At 65.5% G+C, this 15,274-nt stretch carries 16 protein-coding genes; 8 read left to right on the forward strand and 8 right to left on the reverse strand.

Going from position 1 to position 15,274, the window contains the following annotated elements:
* The 6 genes from INE98_RS08605 to INE98_RS08630 all read left to right on the forward strand — a co-directional run.
* Positions 1-333, forward strand: a 333-nt coding sequence (locus tag INE98_RS08605) for a rod-binding protein (RefSeq protein ID WP_293538227.1), incomplete at its 5' end; no start/stop codon positions are given.
* An 11-nt stretch (positions 334-344) separates the two neighbouring features.
* Positions 345-788: a flagellar basal body protein gene (locus INE98_RS08610; RefSeq protein ID WP_293538229.1), complete on the forward strand. Its 444-nt coding sequence runs from the start codon at positions 345-347 to the stop codon at positions 786-788.
* 80 nt (positions 789-868) lie between these two features.
* Positions 869-2,131: a dipeptidase gene (locus tag INE98_RS08615; RefSeq protein ID WP_293538231.1), complete on the forward strand. Its 1,263-nt coding sequence runs from the start codon at positions 869-871 to the stop codon at positions 2,129-2,131.
* Positions 2,131-2,934, forward strand: coding sequence for an enoyl-CoA hydratase-related protein (locus INE98_RS08620; protein ID WP_293538233.1), 804 nt, complete (start codon positions 2,131-2,133; stop codon positions 2,932-2,934). The genes INE98_RS08615 and INE98_RS08620 overlap by 1 nt, the downstream gene beginning before the upstream one ends.
* A 120-nt stretch (positions 2,935-3,054) precedes the next feature.
* On the forward strand, positions 3,055-5,952 hold the full coding sequence (gene uvrA / locus INE98_RS08625) for an excinuclease ABC subunit UvrA (RefSeq protein ID WP_293538235.1): 2,898 nt from the start codon (positions 3,055-3,057) through the stop codon (positions 5,950-5,952).
* 29 nt (positions 5,953-5,981) lie between these two features.
* Complete coding sequence (locus INE98_RS08630) at positions 5,982-6,593, forward strand: glutathione S-transferase family protein (RefSeq protein WP_293538237.1); 612 nt, start codon at positions 5,982-5,984, stop codon at positions 6,591-6,593.
* A 4-nt stretch (positions 6,594-6,597) separates the two neighbouring features.
* Here the strand turns inward: INE98_RS08630 and INE98_RS08635 are convergent, their stop codons facing one another.
* Positions 6,598-7,497, reverse strand: coding sequence for a hypothetical protein (locus INE98_RS08635; protein ID WP_293538238.1), 900 nt, complete (start codon positions 7,495-7,497; stop codon positions 6,598-6,600).
* A 137-nt stretch (positions 7,498-7,634) separates the two neighbouring features.
* Between INE98_RS08635 and trmFO the strand changes: the two genes are divergently transcribed.
* Positions 7,635-9,062, forward strand: coding sequence for a methylenetetrahydrofolate--tRNA-(uracil(54)-C(5))-methyltransferase (FADH(2)-oxidizing) TrmFO (trmFO, locus tag INE98_RS08640; RefSeq protein ID WP_293538240.1), 1,428 nt, complete (start codon positions 7,635-7,637; stop codon positions 9,060-9,062).
* Here the strand turns inward: trmFO and INE98_RS08645 are convergent.
* The 6 genes from INE98_RS08645 to yajC all read right to left on the reverse strand — a co-directional run bounded on the left by INE98_RS08645 (position 9,006) and on the right by yajC (position 13,749).
* Positions 9,006-9,719 carry a squalene/phytoene synthase family protein gene (locus tag INE98_RS08645; RefSeq protein ID WP_293538242.1) on the reverse strand — a complete coding sequence of 238 codons (714 nt, stop codon included), beginning with the start codon at positions 9,717-9,719 and terminating at the stop codon, positions 9,006-9,008. The genes trmFO and INE98_RS08645 overlap by 57 nt on opposite strands.
* A gap of 77 nt (positions 9,720-9,796) precedes the next feature.
* On the reverse strand, positions 9,797-10,408 hold the full coding sequence (locus INE98_RS08650; protein ID WP_293538244.1) for a urate hydroxylase PuuD: 612 nt from the start codon (positions 10,406-10,408) through the stop codon (positions 9,797-9,799).
* An 81-nt stretch (positions 10,409-10,489) separates the two neighbouring features.
* A complete protein-coding gene (locus INE98_RS08655) occupies positions 10,490-10,849 on the reverse strand; it encodes an Mth938-like domain-containing protein (protein WP_293538246.1) in 360 nt (119 codons plus the stop codon).
* On the reverse strand, positions 10,846-11,793 hold the full coding sequence (secF, locus tag INE98_RS08660) for a protein translocase subunit SecF (RefSeq protein WP_293538248.1): 948 nt from the start codon (positions 11,791-11,793) through the stop codon (positions 10,846-10,848). The genes INE98_RS08655 and secF overlap by 4 nt, the downstream gene beginning before the upstream one ends.
* An 8-nt stretch (positions 11,794-11,801) precedes the next feature.
* Positions 11,802-13,391, reverse strand: a complete 1,590-nt coding sequence (gene secD, locus INE98_RS08665) for a protein translocase subunit SecD (protein WP_293538250.1) — start codon at positions 13,389-13,391, stop codon at positions 11,802-11,804.
* A gap of 10 nt (positions 13,392-13,401) precedes the next feature.
* Entirely contained in the window at positions 13,402-13,749 is a 348-nt protein-coding gene (gene yajC / locus INE98_RS08670; RefSeq protein ID WP_293538252.1) for a preprotein translocase subunit YajC, read from the reverse strand.
* Between the two features lie 112 nt (positions 13,750-13,861).
* Between yajC and INE98_RS08675 the strand changes: the two genes are divergently transcribed.
* A complete protein-coding gene (locus INE98_RS08675; RefSeq protein ID WP_293538254.1) occupies positions 13,862-14,701 on the forward strand; it encodes an ATP-binding protein in 840 nt (279 codons plus the stop codon).
* A 46-nt stretch (positions 14,702-14,747) separates the two neighbouring features.
* On the opposite strand, the gene INE98_RS08680 is transcribed toward INE98_RS08675, so the two are convergent.
* Positions 14,748-15,274, reverse strand: a 527-nt coding sequence (locus INE98_RS08680) for a murein hydrolase activator EnvC (RefSeq protein ID WP_293538256.1), incomplete at its 5' end; no start/stop codon positions are given.

The following is a 15,274-nucleotide window of genomic DNA, read 5'->3' on the forward strand; positions in this document are numbered from 1 at the left end:
CGGCGCCCTGCAGGCCGATATCGAGGTGATGTGATGACGACAGCTGTATCCTCGAACTTTGCGCCCTCCCCGCTCGCGCCCTCGCCCGAGGCGATCCAGCGGCGCAGGATCACGGAAGCCGCCCAGGCCTTCGAGACCTCGTTCCTCTCGGTGATGATCGGACAGATGTTCGCCGGAATGGAGACGCAAGGCCCTTTTACCGGCGGCAGCGGTGAGGCCGCCTTCAGGTCCTTCCTGGGCGACGCTATAGCCCGGCAGATCACGAAATCCGGCGGCGTGGGCCTCTCCGGCCCCGTCCAGGCGGAGATGCTCAGGCTTCAGGGGCTCAGCTAGGAGAAACGATGATGGCCTTGTCGGCAGACACCCCCGGTGAGCGGGTTCATCAGCTCATCGACCTTACTGAGCGACTGACGGAGCTGATCGCAGCCGAGGCCCAGGCCTTTGAGTCCCACCGTCCCCAGGACGCTGCCGCACTGGTCGAGGAGACATCCCGGCTGGCCAATATCTATCGGCATGAATCCGCCAGAGTCCGGTCGAATCCAGACCTCATCAGTCATGCCTCCCTGGAGGACAGGACCCGGTTGATGCGGGCGACGGAGGCCTTCGACGCGGTCCTCGCTCGGCAGGGACGCGCCCTTGAGGCGGCCAAGACGGTCACGGAGGGATTGGTCCAGGCGATCGCCAATGAGGTGGCCTCCCAACGGTCACGTGGCGTCGGATACGGTCCCGGGGCCAAGGCCCACGTCATGAGCCTTGCGACATCCATAACGCTCAACCAGAAGGCTTGAAGCCGGGGCTTCGCTCCGGATCTGGGGCTTGCGCGGGCTACGCCCCTGCAGGCAGGGTGCGGGAGAAACGGAGCCCGACCGTGACTCACAAGTCCCCTTCCTCATTACCGGTGCGGCGCATCGCAGGTTTCATCCTTGGTCTTTCGGCCCTCGCCGCATCGGCCGGTGCGGTTGCTGCGTCCCCGGACGCCCGGAGGGTCCATGACGCCGCGGTCGTATTGGATACCCACTTTGACACGCCCGCAAATTTCAGCCGTCCGGGGTGGAGCATTCTGAACCGTCATGACTGGCGGCTGGACGACAGCCAGGTCGATCTGCCCCGCATGATCGAAGGCGGAGTCGATGGCGGCTTTTTCGTGGTCTTCACGCCTCAGGGGCCACTGGGCCCGGAGGGCAACGCCGCGGCCAGGGACCACGCGGTCTTCAGGACCTCGGAGATCCGCGAGATGGTGGCGCGGCACGGAGACCAGTTCGAACTCGCCCTGACGGCGGATGACGCCGAGCGTATCCTCGCCCGCAAGAAGCGCTTCGTCTTCATGAGCATGGAGAATGGTGCGCCGGTCGCAGGCGACCTGTCCCTCCTGAAGACCTTCTATGACCTCGGCGTGCGGATGGTCGGACCGGTTCACTTCCGGAACAATGACCTCTCGGATTCGTCCACCGATACGCGTCTTTGGGGCGGGCTCTCCCCGTTGGGACAGTCATTTGTCGCGCAGGCGAACCGGCTGGGGATGGTCATCGACGCCAGCCATGCGAGCGACGAAGCCCTCGACCAGATGATTGCTCTTTCGGAGGCGCCCATCATCCTGTCTCATTCCGGGTGCAAGGACGTCTTCGATCATCCGAGGAATGTCGACGACGAGAGACTTAAGGCCCTGGCTGCAAAGGGCGGCGTCATTCAGATCAACGCCTTCTCGGCCTACATGATCACAACGCCCAGGATACCCGAGCGCGAAGCGGCCCTCGCTGAGCTCGCAAGGTCTCTCGGCATCTCGGGACGCAACATGACGGCGGCCCAGAGACGGGCGTTTGCGGAAGGAAGGCAGTCGATCGATGCCCGCTGGCCTCTTCCACGGGCCAACATGGATGACCTCATGGCGCACATGCTTCACGCCCTCGAGCTCGTGGGTCCTGATCACGTGGGAATTTCTGGCGACTTTGACGGCGGCGGCGGGATCGAGGGCCTTGAGGACGTTACGGGCTTTCCCGAGATCACCCGCCGGCTCCTGGCGGCAGGCTACGGACAGGCCGACATCAACAAGATCTGGGGTGGCAACGCCCTGCGCGTGCTGAAGGCTGCGGAGGCCGTCCGGGATCGCCTCAACTCCGGAAAGGCCGACTGATGACCTATGAACACCTGGACGTGCGCATCGAGGATCAGGTCGCCTGGGCGACCATGAACCGGCCGGAACGGCTGAACGCCCTCAATCCCCGCCTCGTCGAGGAACTGAGGGACTTCTTCGTCGGCCTCTACTGGCGGCACGACGTCCGCGTGGTGGTCCTGAGAGGGGCCGGACGCGCCTTCTGCGCCGGCCTCGACCTGAAGGAGCGCAGCGGAGACAACGCCGACCGGTCCGTGGGCGCGGGCCTCACCGGCCAGCGGCGGATCAGCGAGATCGTCATCGCCATGCGCCGCTGTCCCCAGCCCATCATCGCCTGCGTGGACGGCGCGGCGAGCGGCGGCGGCTTCGCCCTGGCCCTGGCCTCGGACGTGCGCATCGCCACCCCGACCCTGAAGATGAATGCGGCCTTCATCCGTATCGGCCTGTCGGCCTGCGACATCGGGGTCAGCTACTTCCTTCCGCGCATGGTCGGAAGTTCGGTGGCGGCGGAGTACATGCTGACCGGTCGGTTCATGGGCGCGGAACGAGCCCACCAGCTGGGCCTTGTCAGCCGAATCGTCGAGCCGGACGCCCTGGAGGCCGAGGCGAGGGAGTTCGCCTCGGACATGCTTCACGCCACGCCGCTGGGCCTGAGGCTGACCAAGGAGGCGCTGAACCATGCCATCGACGCCCAGGGGTTGGAGGCCGCCATCGCCATGGAGGACCGAAACCAGATCCTCTGCGCGCAGGACGGCGATTTCGGTGAGGGTGTACGGGCCTTCCTGGAGAAGCGCCGGCCGGTCTACGCCGTCCGCGAGGGGTGATCCACAGCCACGGCGACGCCCGCCTTTGCTGTGGCTTGTTCGCCTCATGTTCCGGTGTTATCCGAGGCCTCTTGCCAGGGGGAGGCCGCCGGCCCGGACGCGGGACGCGGCCTTAGCGACATGTCCGACGACCAGAACTTCATCCGGGTGCGCGGCGCCCGCGAACACAACCTGAGGGATGTCGACATCGACATTCCCCGGGGCAAGCTGGTCGTGCTCACCGGCCTGTCCGGTTCCGGAAAGAGCTCGCTCGCCTTCGACACCATCTATGCCGAGGGCCAGAGGCGCTATGTCGAGAGCCTGTCGGCCTATGCGCGCCAGTTCCTGGAGCTGATGAGCAAGCCGGACGTCGACCTGATCGAGGGTCTGTCCCCGGCCATCTCCATCGAACAGAAGACCACCAGCCGGAACCCCCGGTCGACCGTCGGAACGGTGACCGAGATCCACGACTACATGCGACTGCTCTGGGCCAGGGTGGGCGTGCCCTATTCCCCGGCCACCGGTCTGCCCATCGAGAGCCAGACCGTCTCTCAGATGGTGGACAAGCTCTGCGCCCTTCCCGAGGGCGAGCGGATCTACCTGCTGGCGCCCGTGGTGCGCGGCCGGAAGGGAGAGTACCGCAAGGAGATCGCCGAGTGGCAGAAGGCGGGTTTCCAGCGGCTGAAGATCAACGGCGAGTTCTTCCCCATCGAGGACGCCCCGGTCCTCGACAAGAAGTTCAAGCACGACATCGACGTGGTCGTGGACCGCCTGGTCACCCGCGCCGGGCTGGAGAGCCGCTACGCCGACTCCCTCGAGACGGCCCTGCGCCTGGCCGACGGCATCGCCGTCGCCGAGTGGGCCGACATTCCCGAGGGCGCAAGCGAACCCCAGCGACTGATCTTCTCCGAGAAATTCGCCTGTCCGGTCTCGGGGTTCACCATTTCGGAGATCGAGCCCCGGCTGTTCTCCTTCAACAACCCCTTCGGCGCCTGCCCCACCTGCGACGGCCTGGGCGCGCGGCTGGCCTTTGACGCCGACCGTGTGGTCCCGGACCGGAGCCGGACCCTGCATGGCGGGGCCATCGCCCCCTGGTCCAAGGGCCCCTCCCCTCTCTACACCCAGACCCTGCAGGCCCTGGCCCGCCACTACGGCTTCTCAATGGACGCCCCCTGGTCCGACCTGCCCGAAGCGGCGCGCAAGGTGGTCCTCCACGGATCCGGCGGCGAGAAGATTCACTTCGTATACGACGACAACGCCCGGAAGTATGAGGTCAACAAGACCTTCGAGGGCGTCGTACCCAACCTTGAGCGGCGCTGGCGGGAGACGGACTCCGCCTGGGTCCGGGAGGAGCTTGGCCGGTTCCAGTCCGAGACCCCTTGTGAGGCCTGCACAGGCTATCGCCTGAAGCCCGAGGCCCTCGCCGTGCGGATCGACGGGCGCCACATCGGCGAGGTTTCGCGACTGTCCATCCGCGACGCCGGGGAGTGGTTCGCCAGCCTCGAAGGTCGGCTCACCGCCAAGCAGATGGAGATCGCCCGGCGGATCCTGAAGGAGATCAACGATCGCCTCCGGTTCCTGGTCAATGTCGGGCTCGACTATCTCAACCTTTCCCGCGCCTCCGGCACCCTCTCGGGCGGAGAAAGCCAGCGGATCCGCCTGGCCAGCCAGATCGGCTCGGGGCTGACCGGCGTGCTCTACGTGCTGGATGAACCTTCCATCGGCCTGCACCAGAGGGACAATACCCGCCTCCTCGACAGCCTGCGTGGCCTGAGAGACCTAGGCAACTCGGTCCTGGTGGTCGAGCACGATGAGGAGGCCATCCTGACCGCCGACCATGTCATCGACATGGGTCCCGGAGCGGGGGTCAATGGGGGACGCGTCGTCAGTCAGGGCAGGCCGGGCGAGATCATGGCCGACCCGGAAAGCCTCACCGGGCGCTACCTTTGCGGGGCCGCCGAGATCCCCCTTCCCGACCGGCGGCGTCAGGTGAAGGGCGCCCGGGTCCTCAGGGTCTGCGGGGCGTCCGGCAACAACCTGAAGTCCGTGACGGCTGAGATCCCCGTCGGGACCCTGACCTGCATCACCGGCGTCTCCGGCGGGGGGAAGTCCACCTTCACCATCGAGACCCTCTTCAAGGCCGCCGCCCGGCGTCTCCACAACGCCGCCGACGCCCCTGCGCCCCATGACCGGATCGAGGGCCTGCAGCACTTCGACAAGGTCATCGATATCGACCAGTCGCCCATCGGGCGGACCCCCCGCTCGAACCCGGCCACCTATACAGGCGCCTTCCAGCCGATACGGGACTGGTTCGCAGGCCTCCCGGAAGCCAAGGCCCGGGGCTATGGACCGGGGCGGTTCAGCTTCAACGTCAAGGGTGGGCGTTGCGAGGCGTGCCAGGGCGATGGCCTGATCAAGATCGAGATGCACTTCCTGCCCGACGTCTACGTGACCTGCGACGTCTGCCAGGGTCGGCGCTACAACCGCGAAACGCTTGAGATCCTCTTCAAGGGCAAGTCGATCTCCGATGTCCTCGAAATGACCGTCGACGAGGCCCATGACTTCTTCAAGGCCGTCCCGACCGTTCGAGAGAAGATGGCAACGCTGAAGCGGGTGGGGCTGGGCTACGTCAAGGTCGGCCAGCAGGCCACCACCCTCTCAGGCGGCGAGGCGCAGAGGGTGAAGCTGTCCAAGGAACTGTCGCGCCGGGCGACCGGCAAGACGCTCTACATCCTCGATGAACCCACTACCGGCCTGCATTTCGAGGATGTCCGCAAGCTGCTCGAAGTGCTGCACGAGCTGGCGGATGCCGGCAACACCGTGGTGGTGATCGAGCATAACCTCGATGTGGTGAAGACTGCCGACTGGATCCTCGACTTCGGCCCTGAGGGCGGCGACGGGGGCGGCCAGATCGTCGCGGCGGGCACGCCTGAAGCCGTCGCGGCCGAACCAGCAAGCTGGACGGGACGCTATCTGGCGGACATTCTGGCCCGGCATGAGCAAAGGCGTGCAGCCCGGCGCCTGGCTGTTTCCGCCTGATCCTTCCCACGGCGCCTCGGAGACCCGGAATGAAGCTCTACGGCGCGCCTAACCCGGCCCCGAACCCCCGCCGCGTGCGCATCTTCCTGGCGGAGAAGGGCATCGACCTGCCCGAGACGCGGATCGACATGATGAAGCGGGAGCACAAGTCCGAGGAGTTCCGCGCCCGCAACCCCCTGGGCCAGATTCCGACCCTGGAGCTCGACGACGGGACCTGCATCTCCGAGACCGTCGCCATCTGCCGCTACTTCGACGAGGTCCATCCCGACCCGCCGATGTTCGGCCAGACAGCCATCGAGAAGGCTGTTGTCGACCAGTGGATCCGACGGGTGGAGTTCGTGGCCATGATGCCGGTCGGCAACTTCTGGCGACACGCTCACCCGCGCACGGCCGCCCTCCTGACCCAGTACAAGGACTTCGGGGAATCCAACCGAGAGACCTGGGCCGGCGCCCAGCGCTTCTTCGACCGCGCCCTGAAGGACCGGGAGTTCCTCGCCCTCGACACCCTGACCATGGCCGACATCTGCCTGCAGACGACCGTGGATTTCGCGGACTGGATCGGTCTGCCGTGCGATCCGGAGCTCAGGGCGCTCGACACTTGGCGGCAGCGTCTGGCGGCGCGACCCAGCGCGACCGCCTGAAACCTCAGGACGCCGACGCGCGGGCCCGGATTTCCCGATAGATCACCGCCCCGGGGGCCGAGATCACGGCGTTGTAGACTGCGGTCGTAAAGGCGCCGAACAGGCTCATGAGCACCTGGCCGGGGGTGAAGTAGGCCTCCAGAGAGGTCATGTCCGGTCGCATGACGCTGGCCACGGCGGCGAGATCACCTCCCGACAGCAGGGCCCCCAATGCGGTGGCGAGAATGAGGGACAGGAGATAGAAAATCAGAACCGCGATCACGGCGAGGGCGTAGGCGCCAAGGATGGGCCAGAACAGCCCGCGGGTCATGGCCCATGAATCGAAGAGGGCGACCCTTCCTTCCGAGAAGGTGATCACCGGTCCCAGCGACATTCGGATGGCGACATAGACAAGGGCGCCGATCAGGGAGAAGGCGAGGAGAATTCCGACAAGCGGGCCGGCTCCGAACGCGCCCGCGATCCCCGCAACCACACCGCCGACCAGGACCGCGGCGACGACCGCCATCAGGAAGAAGAAGGTATAGGCCAGTGCCAGAAGGATCAGGCGGACCTCCTCCTGGCCGAACTGAACCGGGTGAACACGGGAGTCCTCCGGGTCGAGCACCAGCCGGAAGACGGCGGCCGCAATCACCGCCTGAACCACCAGCCCCACCGGCAGCAGCACCGCATAGAGGGGAGCCAGGGCCGCCATGCTTTCAAGTTCAGCCGCCGGATCCCTGGCCGGACCATCCGCCGCTGCTTCGAGCGCAGCCATCTGGGTGTTGAGCCCAAGTCCGAAGATGATGAGGGGCATGGTCAGGTTCAGGATGACGAAGAAACCCGTCCACACCATCAGGGTGCGCGGCTTCTCCCAGGTGATCCGAAAGCCCTCAAACGCCGCATCGACTGCGGAAAACACCGTCATTTCGCACACCTGAACCGTGACCCGCAGGTCCTGAATCGGTCCTTCCCCTCACCCATTTGGCTACCAGGTCCAGCCGGGCGCAAGTCCGGCCGAGGTTAGGCTCGCGATCTGGCCGGATCGTTGCTAGTTAGTCACGCATGTCACCGGCTCCCATTCATGTCATCGGCGGCGGACTTGCAGGCTCCGAGGCGGCTTGGCAGATCGCCCGAGCAGGCGTCCAGGTCGTGCTCCATGAGATGCGCCCCCTTCGAGGCACAGACGCGCATCACACAGAGAATCTTGCTGAACTGGTCTGCTCCAACTCGTTCCGGGCCGACGACTGGACGTCGAACGCGGTTGGTTTGCTGCACGCCGAGATGCGAAGGTTGGACTCAGTCATCCTGTCCTGCGGCGACATCCACCAGGTTCCCGCCGGCGGTGCATTGGCCGTAGACCGCGACGGCTTCTCCGCCGAGGTGACCGCCCGCCTCTCCAGCCACCCGCTGGTGACGATCCGAAGGGGCGAAGTCACGGGTCTGCCGCCAGCAGACTGGGACCAGGTGATCATCGCCACAGGCCCCCTCACCTCGCCGGCCCTTGCGCAGGCTATCCAGGGCCTGACGGGCGAGGATGAACTCTCCTTCTTCGACGCCATCGCCCCCATCGTCACACTTGAGTCCATCGACATGGACATCGCCTGGCGGCAGTCGCGCTATGACAAGGCCGGGCCTGGCGGCGAGACCCAAGCCTACATCAACTGCCCGATGGATCGGGACCAGTATGAGGCCTTCGTCGACGCCCTGCTTGCCGGCCCGAAGTCTGAATTCCGGGAGTGGGAGAATGTTCCCTACTTTGATGGATGCCTGCCGATCGAGGTGATGGCCGAACGCGGTCGGGAGACCCTGAGATACGGACCCATGAAACCGGTCGGGCTGACAAACGCCCACCGTCCGGAGGAGAAGCCCTGGGCTGTCGTCCAGCTCCGGCAGGACAACGCGCTCGGGACGCTCTGGAACATGGTCGGCTTCCAGACCAAGCTGAAGCATGGCGCCCAGAGTGAAGTCTTCCGGATGATCCCGGGACTGGAGAGGGCCGTCTTTGCGCGGCTTGGCGGGCTTCACCGAAACACCTTTCTGAACAGCCCCCGGCTCCTTGACCGCCAGCTGAGACTGAAGGCGATGCCCCGACTTCGGTTCGCCGGGCAGGTGACCGGGGTCGAGGGCTATGTTGAAAGCGCGGCCATCGGACTGGTCGCCGGTCGCCTCGCGGCGGCCGAGCGCCTCGGCAGGCCCCTTGAGGCCCCGCCCGGGACGACCGCCATGGGCGCCCTCGTCAACCACATCACCGGCGGACACCTCGATGGCGGCCGGGGCTCATTCCAGCCGATGAACATCAATTACGGCCTCATGCCCCCGGTCGAGACGCCGAAACGCGATGCGGACGGTCGCCGGCTGGGCGCCAAGGTGCGCAGCAAGGGGCGCAAGCTGGCCATGGGCGAGCGCGCCCTTGCGGACCTCGCGGCCTGGGCCTCAGATGCGCCCGGTCAGCACTGCGCGCATCAGGCGGAGACGGTCGCCGAGAGCTGAGGGTCTTCGTCCCGCAGCCCGAGCCCGCGCCAGTGCGGCATGCGCTATGGCTGGAAATGCCGCGGCGCTGACCCCACGGGCGCGGTCGAGCCGGCGCTCCAGGGCCTCTCTGGCCGCATCCGGCGACAGACCGGCGGTCAGGATCAGGCGGCCGATGGACCAGGCTGAGCCGCCGGCCTCGGCGGCTTCGGGGTCTGACACGGGATCCAGCAGGCCCGAGGCCAGGCGGGCGCAAGTCCCGCCCGTCCCGTCCGCCCACTCCAGGGCCTCCTCAAGGGACATGGGCCTGTCTTCGAGCTCCCGAAGCCGGGCGTCGATCAGTCGCTCCAGAAGAGCGAGGTCAAAGCCATGGTCCCGAACGGCTTCGGCGAGGGAGAGAGCTGTAGGATGCCGACGGACAGCCGCGCCCGACCGGACTTCTTCCAGCGTCTCCCGCCACCAGGCCAGGCGCATCTCCGCAACCAAGGGGTTTGAGGCTGCGCGAGGTGCACGCGCCAGCTCGTTATCGAAGGCATAGAGGGCGACCAGGGCCCGCCGAACGTGCGGCCCGGCGGCGAAACGGCTGGAAAGCCAGCGATCGGGGTCGATGCGGGAGAGCGACGCCTCAAGGTCGTCAGGGGGTTCGACCCCAGGCGTCCCGATTGCCTCTTCGCTCATTGCACCCGCACCTGGTCCTCACAGGAAAACGGGCCCGCAGTCACTGCGGGCCCGTCCATAAGGCGGAACTCCGGGGATCAGCCGAAGATCGTCTGGTTCATTCCCATCGTCGCCAGCATCGGGATGGAAAGGAAGGTGTTGAGACGCGAGAAGAGCATGGCGGTCTTCGCCGCCTTGGCCTTGGCGTCGGCATCCGCATCGACAATGCCGAGGGCGATCTTCTGGTTCGGCCAGATGAAGACCCAGACATTGAAGGCCATCACAGTCGCCAGCCACATGCCCAGGCCAATGAAGCTGTGCTGCGGATTCTGACTGGTCAGGCCAAGGGCGGCTGCATCAAAGAGATATCCGCGATTGTAGGCCAGCAGGACGCCCGACACCCATGTGAAGACCGCAGCCCAGCGGAACCAGAACAGCGCCTCCGGAGCGATATACTTGGAAACAGCGGGCTTCAGCTCGGCCGGAATCTCCGGCATTTTCCGAAGCTGGACAAAGTTGAAGTAGTACAGCAGCCCGATCCACATGATCCCGAAGAGCAGGTGCAGGAACCGCAGGACGGCCTGGACGAAGATGGCGTCCACCGCGCCCGAATGCTGCAGGTAACCGCCGATCACCACGAGCGTGATGATCGAGCTCAGGATCACCGTATTTCGCAGGTTCGACAGGAGTCCCGAGACGAGATTCGACATGTTCAGCCCTCTGGTTATCTTCCCTTGGCGTCCACTATTAGGGGTATTCGGCGCCTGCGGGAAGTCGAGGTTTGATAGGGATCAAACCGCGATGAGTCCTGCAGCCAGGCGCCGCCCTTCCGACGTGAGCAGGTTGTAGAGCCGGGCGGCCGCCGGAGTGTCGAGGAACTCCAGTCCTATGCCTGCCCGCAGGAAGGCCTCCCGCACCTGCCTGGAAGGCAGGGAGTTCACCGGCCCCATGCCCAGAACCAGAAGCTCACAGGTCCCCGGAGGAGCCTCAAGAACGACGGAGAGGTCAGAGAGAGAGAGCCCTGAAGGGGTGGCGACCTCCCAGGTCCGCGCCACGTCCTCGAATATGAGAACGGAACCTCCATGCCATTCCCCCGACAGCCGGAACCCGCCGCCGCCGTAAGCATCGACCTGCGGTGCGGATCGGCTCATCTTTGGGGAAGGTTGGCCGACCTGAGGGGGGCCGGTTCATCATCATCCCGTCGCACACCCCACAGAAGGATAATCGGGAGCGCCACGTAGATGGACGAATAGGTCCCTACGATCACCCCGAAAACCATGGTGAAGACGAGGGGAAAGAGGACTGGACCGCCAAAGAAGAGAGCTCCCGACAGAGCGATGATGGCTGTCGTCCCGGTAATCAGGTTTCTGGAAAGACGCTCGTTCTCGGACCGGTTGATGATGTCTCGGAGAGGGGTCGTCTTGTATTTGCGGAGATTCTCACGCAGGCGGTCGAAGGTGATCACCTTCTCGTTCATCGAATAGCCGATCACCGTCAGCAAGGCCGCGATGGAGGTCATCGAGACCTCGAGTTGGGTCAGGGACAGGATGCCCATGGTCAGAATGACGTCGTGCAGGATCGCTGCGACGGCCCCCAGCCCGAACTGCAGCTGGAAGCGAAACCAGATGTAGAAGAGCATCAGAAGCATGGCGATCGCCAGCGCGATGGCGCCGGATCTCGCAAGCTCGCCGGAGACCTTGCCGCCCACCGTCTCTGCCCGCCGGATCTCGATACCCGGGAAAGCCTTCTGAAGGGCGTCCTTGACCTGCTGCGTACTCGCATTGAGGTCGGCGTTCTCGGGAACGCGAAACCTCAGGATGGCGCCGTTGCCCTGGCCCAGGCCCTGGACCTGGGCGTCCTCGCCTCCGGCTTCGGTCAGCACCCTGCGCAGGCCGCCGACATCGATGGGCTTGGCGGTCTCGACCTCGATCAGGGCGCCGCCGACGAAATCGATCCCGAAGTTGAGGCCACGGATGGCAAGGGACCCGAAGGATATCGCGATCAGAATCGATGAAATCACCGCCGCCACCGGCGCGTACCGCACGAAGTCCAGGTTGAAGACGCGGGGAAGGTTGGTGATCAGGGGCCAGCGCATGAGAGCCTCTAGACGATGGGCAGGGTCTTGGGCTTCCTCGTCCGGTACCACCAGCCGATCAGGAGCTGGGTCACGACCACCGCCGTGAAGACCGAGGTGAGCACGCCGATCAGAAGGGTCCATGCAAAGCCTCGGACAGCGCCGGCGCCGAACATGAACATGATGATTGCAGCGATGGCGCTGGTCACGTTGGCGTCGAAGATCGACACCAGGGCGCGCTCATAGCCATGCTCCAGGGCCTGGAGCGGCGACCGCCCCAGATGCGCCTCGTCCCGAACCCGTTCATAGATCAGGACGTTGGCGTCAACCGCCACCGCCATGGTCAGGATGATCCCCGCAATGCCCGGAAAGGTCAGGGTGGCCTGGGTCATCGACATGATGCCGATCAACAGGAGGACGTTCAGCACCAAGGCGAGGGCGGCGAAGACACCGAAAAGGCCGTAGGCAAGGAGGATGAAGGCGAACATCAAGACAGCGCCGATCGCCATGGAGATCGCGCCCGCCCTCACGGCGTCGGCGCCCAACTCGGCCCCGACAGTATTCTGCTGCTCGACCGTCAGGGGCGCCGGCAGGGCTCCCGCCCGAAGGAGCACCGCAAGATCGTTGGCGGTCTCAGCAGTGAAGTTCCCTGAAATCTGGCCGGACCCACCCATGATGGCGCTCTGGATGACCGGCGCCGAGATGATCTTGCCATCGAGCACGATGGCGAAGCGCTTCCCGATATTGTTGGCCGTGACCTCTCCAAAGCGCGTGGCTCCCTGACCGTTGAAGCGGAAGTTGACGACTGGCTGACCAGTCTGTCCATCGAAGCCCTGGGAGGCTTCCGTCAGCATCTCGCCGGTCACCACCGCCCGCTTCTTCAGGAGCATCGGCCCCTCGTCCTGGCTCGGGAGGATGACTGAACCCGGAGGAGCCCGGCCCTGCAGGGCTTCAGCCACGGGAACCGAGTCATCCACCATCTGGAACGTCAGCTTCGCTGTCTGTCCGATGATCGATTTCAGACGCTCCGGATCGCTCTCACCCGGCGCCTGCACCACGATCTGGTCGAAACCCTGTCGCTGGATGGCGGGTTCCCGGGTGCCAAGGGCGTCAATCCGCCGCCGGATGATCTCGATGGACTGGTCCACCGCCCGGCTTGCCTCGGCATTGAGGGCCTGCTCGGAGAAGCGAAGTCGGATCCTCTGGTCGGGCTGAGCACTGAGCTCAAGCCCGGCGCCGCCCGTGGCGACGTCGCCGCCGAGGCGCGAACGCAGCAGGTTCAGAGCTTCATTCGCACGAGCAGGATCGGAAACCCGCACGGTGACATCCTGCCCGACCTGCCCAAGGTCAGAGAACTCGATGTCCTCCGCCCGGAGAATGGTTCGGATGTCTTCGATGAGGTTCGTGGTCTTCTCGACCCGGAGCGCACGGGTATCGACAGACAGCTTGAGGTAAGAGCCGCCCTGAAGGTCGAGGCCCAGGTTCAGCGTCTGACGCGGAAAGAATGGGGGCAGTGAGTCCCTTACGCTTGCCGGCAGCAGATTGGGCAGCGTGAACAGCACGCCGAAGACCAGGGCGGCGAGAACCGAAATCAGCCGCCAGCGCGAAGGAGCCAGCATGAGGCCAGGCCTAGGCCTTGGCGTCGTTGGCGGCGGTCTCGCCCTTTGATCGTACGGACGAGACCATGGACTTGACCACCTTCACGGTCACACCCTGAGCGATCTCGACGCCGACCTCTGCATCCTCGACACGGACGACCTTGCCCACGACGCCCGATGCAAGGACAACCACATCGTTGCGCTTCAGCGCGGCCAGCATCTGCTGGTGCTGCTTCATGCGCTTCTGCTGGGGCCGGATCAGAAGGAAATAGAAAAGAACGAACAGACCAACCAGGGGGAGGATCTGCAGCAGCATGGCCTCCATGCCCCCGGCGGAGGCGCCGGCGGCGGTCTGGGCATAGGCGGGTGTGGCGAACATGGCCTCTCCGAATGGGGGGCGGGCGCTCACCGCGCCCGGTCTCTGGGTGGCGGGAAGCTATGCGCTCGACCAAGCTTTTGCAATGGAGGGTCTGGGTGTCTAATCACGCGATATGACCGATGACCTTTCACCCCTTCTGGCGAGGATCGCCGAGGCGCTTGAGCGAATGGCCCCGCCCGCGCCTCCAGCGGCGGACTTCACCGCAGCTCGCATGTTCAGACATGACGCCTCTCGGCAGGCCTTCGTGGCCGCCGCGGATTACCCGCTGCCCCTGGAGGCCCTGCTTGGAGTGGACCGCCAGAAGGCGACGCTCAGCGCCAATCTCGCCCGCTTCGCAGCAGGACTGCCGTTCAATCACGTGCTTCTTTGGGGGGTTCGGGGCGCAGGAAAGAGTTCCATGGCCAAGGCCGCCTTCATGGCGGCGGCGCGAGACAGAGACGACCTGAAGCTTGTCGAGGTCGACCGCGAGGAGCTGACCTCCCTGCCCCGCCTGTTTGATCTTCTCAGGAACCGTCCCGAGCGGTTTGTGGTCCTTTGCGACGACCTTTCCTTCGAGGACGGCGCCGATGCGGCCAAGGCGCTGAAATCCGCACTGGAAGGTGGTGTATCTGGCCCCCCCTCCAATGTCCTCTTCCTGGCGACATCGAACCGCCGCCACCTGATGCCGCGAGCTCACCTTGAAGATCGCGGCCGGATCGCAGCCGCAGAGGATGCCGAAGAAGAGGTCAGCGTCTCTGACCGGTTCGGGCTCTGGATCGGGTTTCCGCCCATGGACCAGCCAACCTATCTGGCGGCTGTGCGCGGGTATGCCCGGCTATATGGCCTGCCCGTGCGAGGGATCGACCGGCGGGCGCTCCAGTGGGCTCAGGCGCGGGGCGGCAGGTCAGGCCGGGTGGCCTGGCAGTTCATCCTGGACCTCGCAGGCTCCCGTGGAGTTGTCCTGCCGGCTTAGGAGCCGCCCTGCATACGCCCGCATTCGACGGCAGACGCAACAGGCCTCAGCGCGGCAGGAGCAAGGTCGGTGAGACCGGCCGGGCGCGCTCGGTCGGAGTTGGGGCGTATCTGATCTCGAAGTGCAACTGGGGCTCCGGAACGCCGCCCGTGTCGCCGGCCTCGCCGATCTGCTGCCCCTGCAGAACCCTCTGCTGGATACGAACGTCCACGTTCGACAGGTGCGCATAGGCTGTCACCCATCCGTCGGGATGCTTGATCAGGACAAGGTTGCCGAAGCCGGGCACCTGATCTCCCGCGTAGACGACCTCGCCGGCCGCCGACGCCCTGACGGGCGCCCCGCGCGGGGCGCGGATGTTGATGCCGTCGTTGCGCTGGCCAGTTCCCTTCGGACCGAAGTCAGACAGGATCTCACCCCGAAGCGGCCAAAGGAATCGCCCCTTTCCGAGCGCAGTGATCTGGGTGTCCGTAAGGGGCGTCGTGCTCGCCGTCGGCGGGGGTGTGAAGCCTCCGGATTGCGGGCGGGGCTGGGGCGCCGGGGGCTGGACGGGCCTTGCGGGCGAGATCGGAAGAG

The organism is Phenylobacterium sp. (assembly GCF_020253645.1).
In the GTDB taxonomy this organism is placed as follows: Bacteria; Pseudomonadota; Alphaproteobacteria; order Caulobacterales; family Caulobacteraceae; genus Phenylobacterium.

Excerpts from the sequence above, each read along its gene's own strand:
- secD (WP_293538250.1), bottom strand. The coding sequence starts at position 13,391 with ATGCTGGCTCCTTCGCGCTGGCGGCTGATTTCGGTTCTCGCCGCCCTG.
- INE98_RS08635 (WP_293538238.1), bottom strand. The coding sequence starts at position 7,497 with ATGACGGTGTTTTCCGCAGTCGATGCGGCGTTTGAGGGCTTTCGGATC.
- yajC (WP_293538252.1), bottom strand. The coding sequence starts at position 13,749 with ATGTTCGCCACACCCGCCTATGCCCAGACCGCCGCCGGCGCCTCCGCC.
- INE98_RS08620 (WP_293538233.1), top strand. The coding sequence starts at position 2,131 with ATGACCTATGAACACCTGGACGTGCGCATCGAGGATCAGGTCGCCTGG.
- uvrA (WP_293538235.1), top strand. The coding sequence starts at position 3,055 with ATGTCCGACGACCAGAACTTCATCCGGGTGCGCGGCGCCCGCGAACAC.
- INE98_RS08650 (WP_293538244.1), bottom strand. The coding sequence starts at position 10,408 with ATGTCGAATCTCGTCTCGGGACTCCTGTCGAACCTGCGAAATACGGTG.
- INE98_RS08630 (WP_293538237.1), top strand. The coding sequence starts at position 5,982 with ATGAAGCTCTACGGCGCGCCTAACCCGGCCCCGAACCCCCGCCGCGTG.
- INE98_RS08645 (WP_293538242.1), bottom strand. The coding sequence starts at position 9,719 with ATGAGCGAAGAGGCAATCGGGACGCCTGGGGTCGAACCCCCTGACGAC.
- INE98_RS08675 (WP_293538254.1), top strand. The coding sequence starts at position 13,862 with ATGACCGATGACCTTTCACCCCTTCTGGCGAGGATCGCCGAGGCGCTT.
- secF (WP_293538248.1), bottom strand. The coding sequence starts at position 11,793 with ATGCGCTGGCCCCTGATCACCAACCTTCCCCGCGTCTTCAACCTGGAC.
- trmFO (WP_293538240.1), top strand. The coding sequence starts at position 7,635 with ATGTCACCGGCTCCCATTCATGTCATCGGCGGCGGACTTGCAGGCTCC.
- INE98_RS08610 (WP_293538229.1), top strand. The coding sequence starts at position 345 with ATGGCCTTGTCGGCAGACACCCCCGGTGAGCGGGTTCATCAGCTCATC.
- INE98_RS08655 (WP_293538246.1), bottom strand. The coding sequence starts at position 10,849 with ATGAGCCGATCCGCACCGCAGGTCGATGCTTACGGCGGCGGCGGGTTC.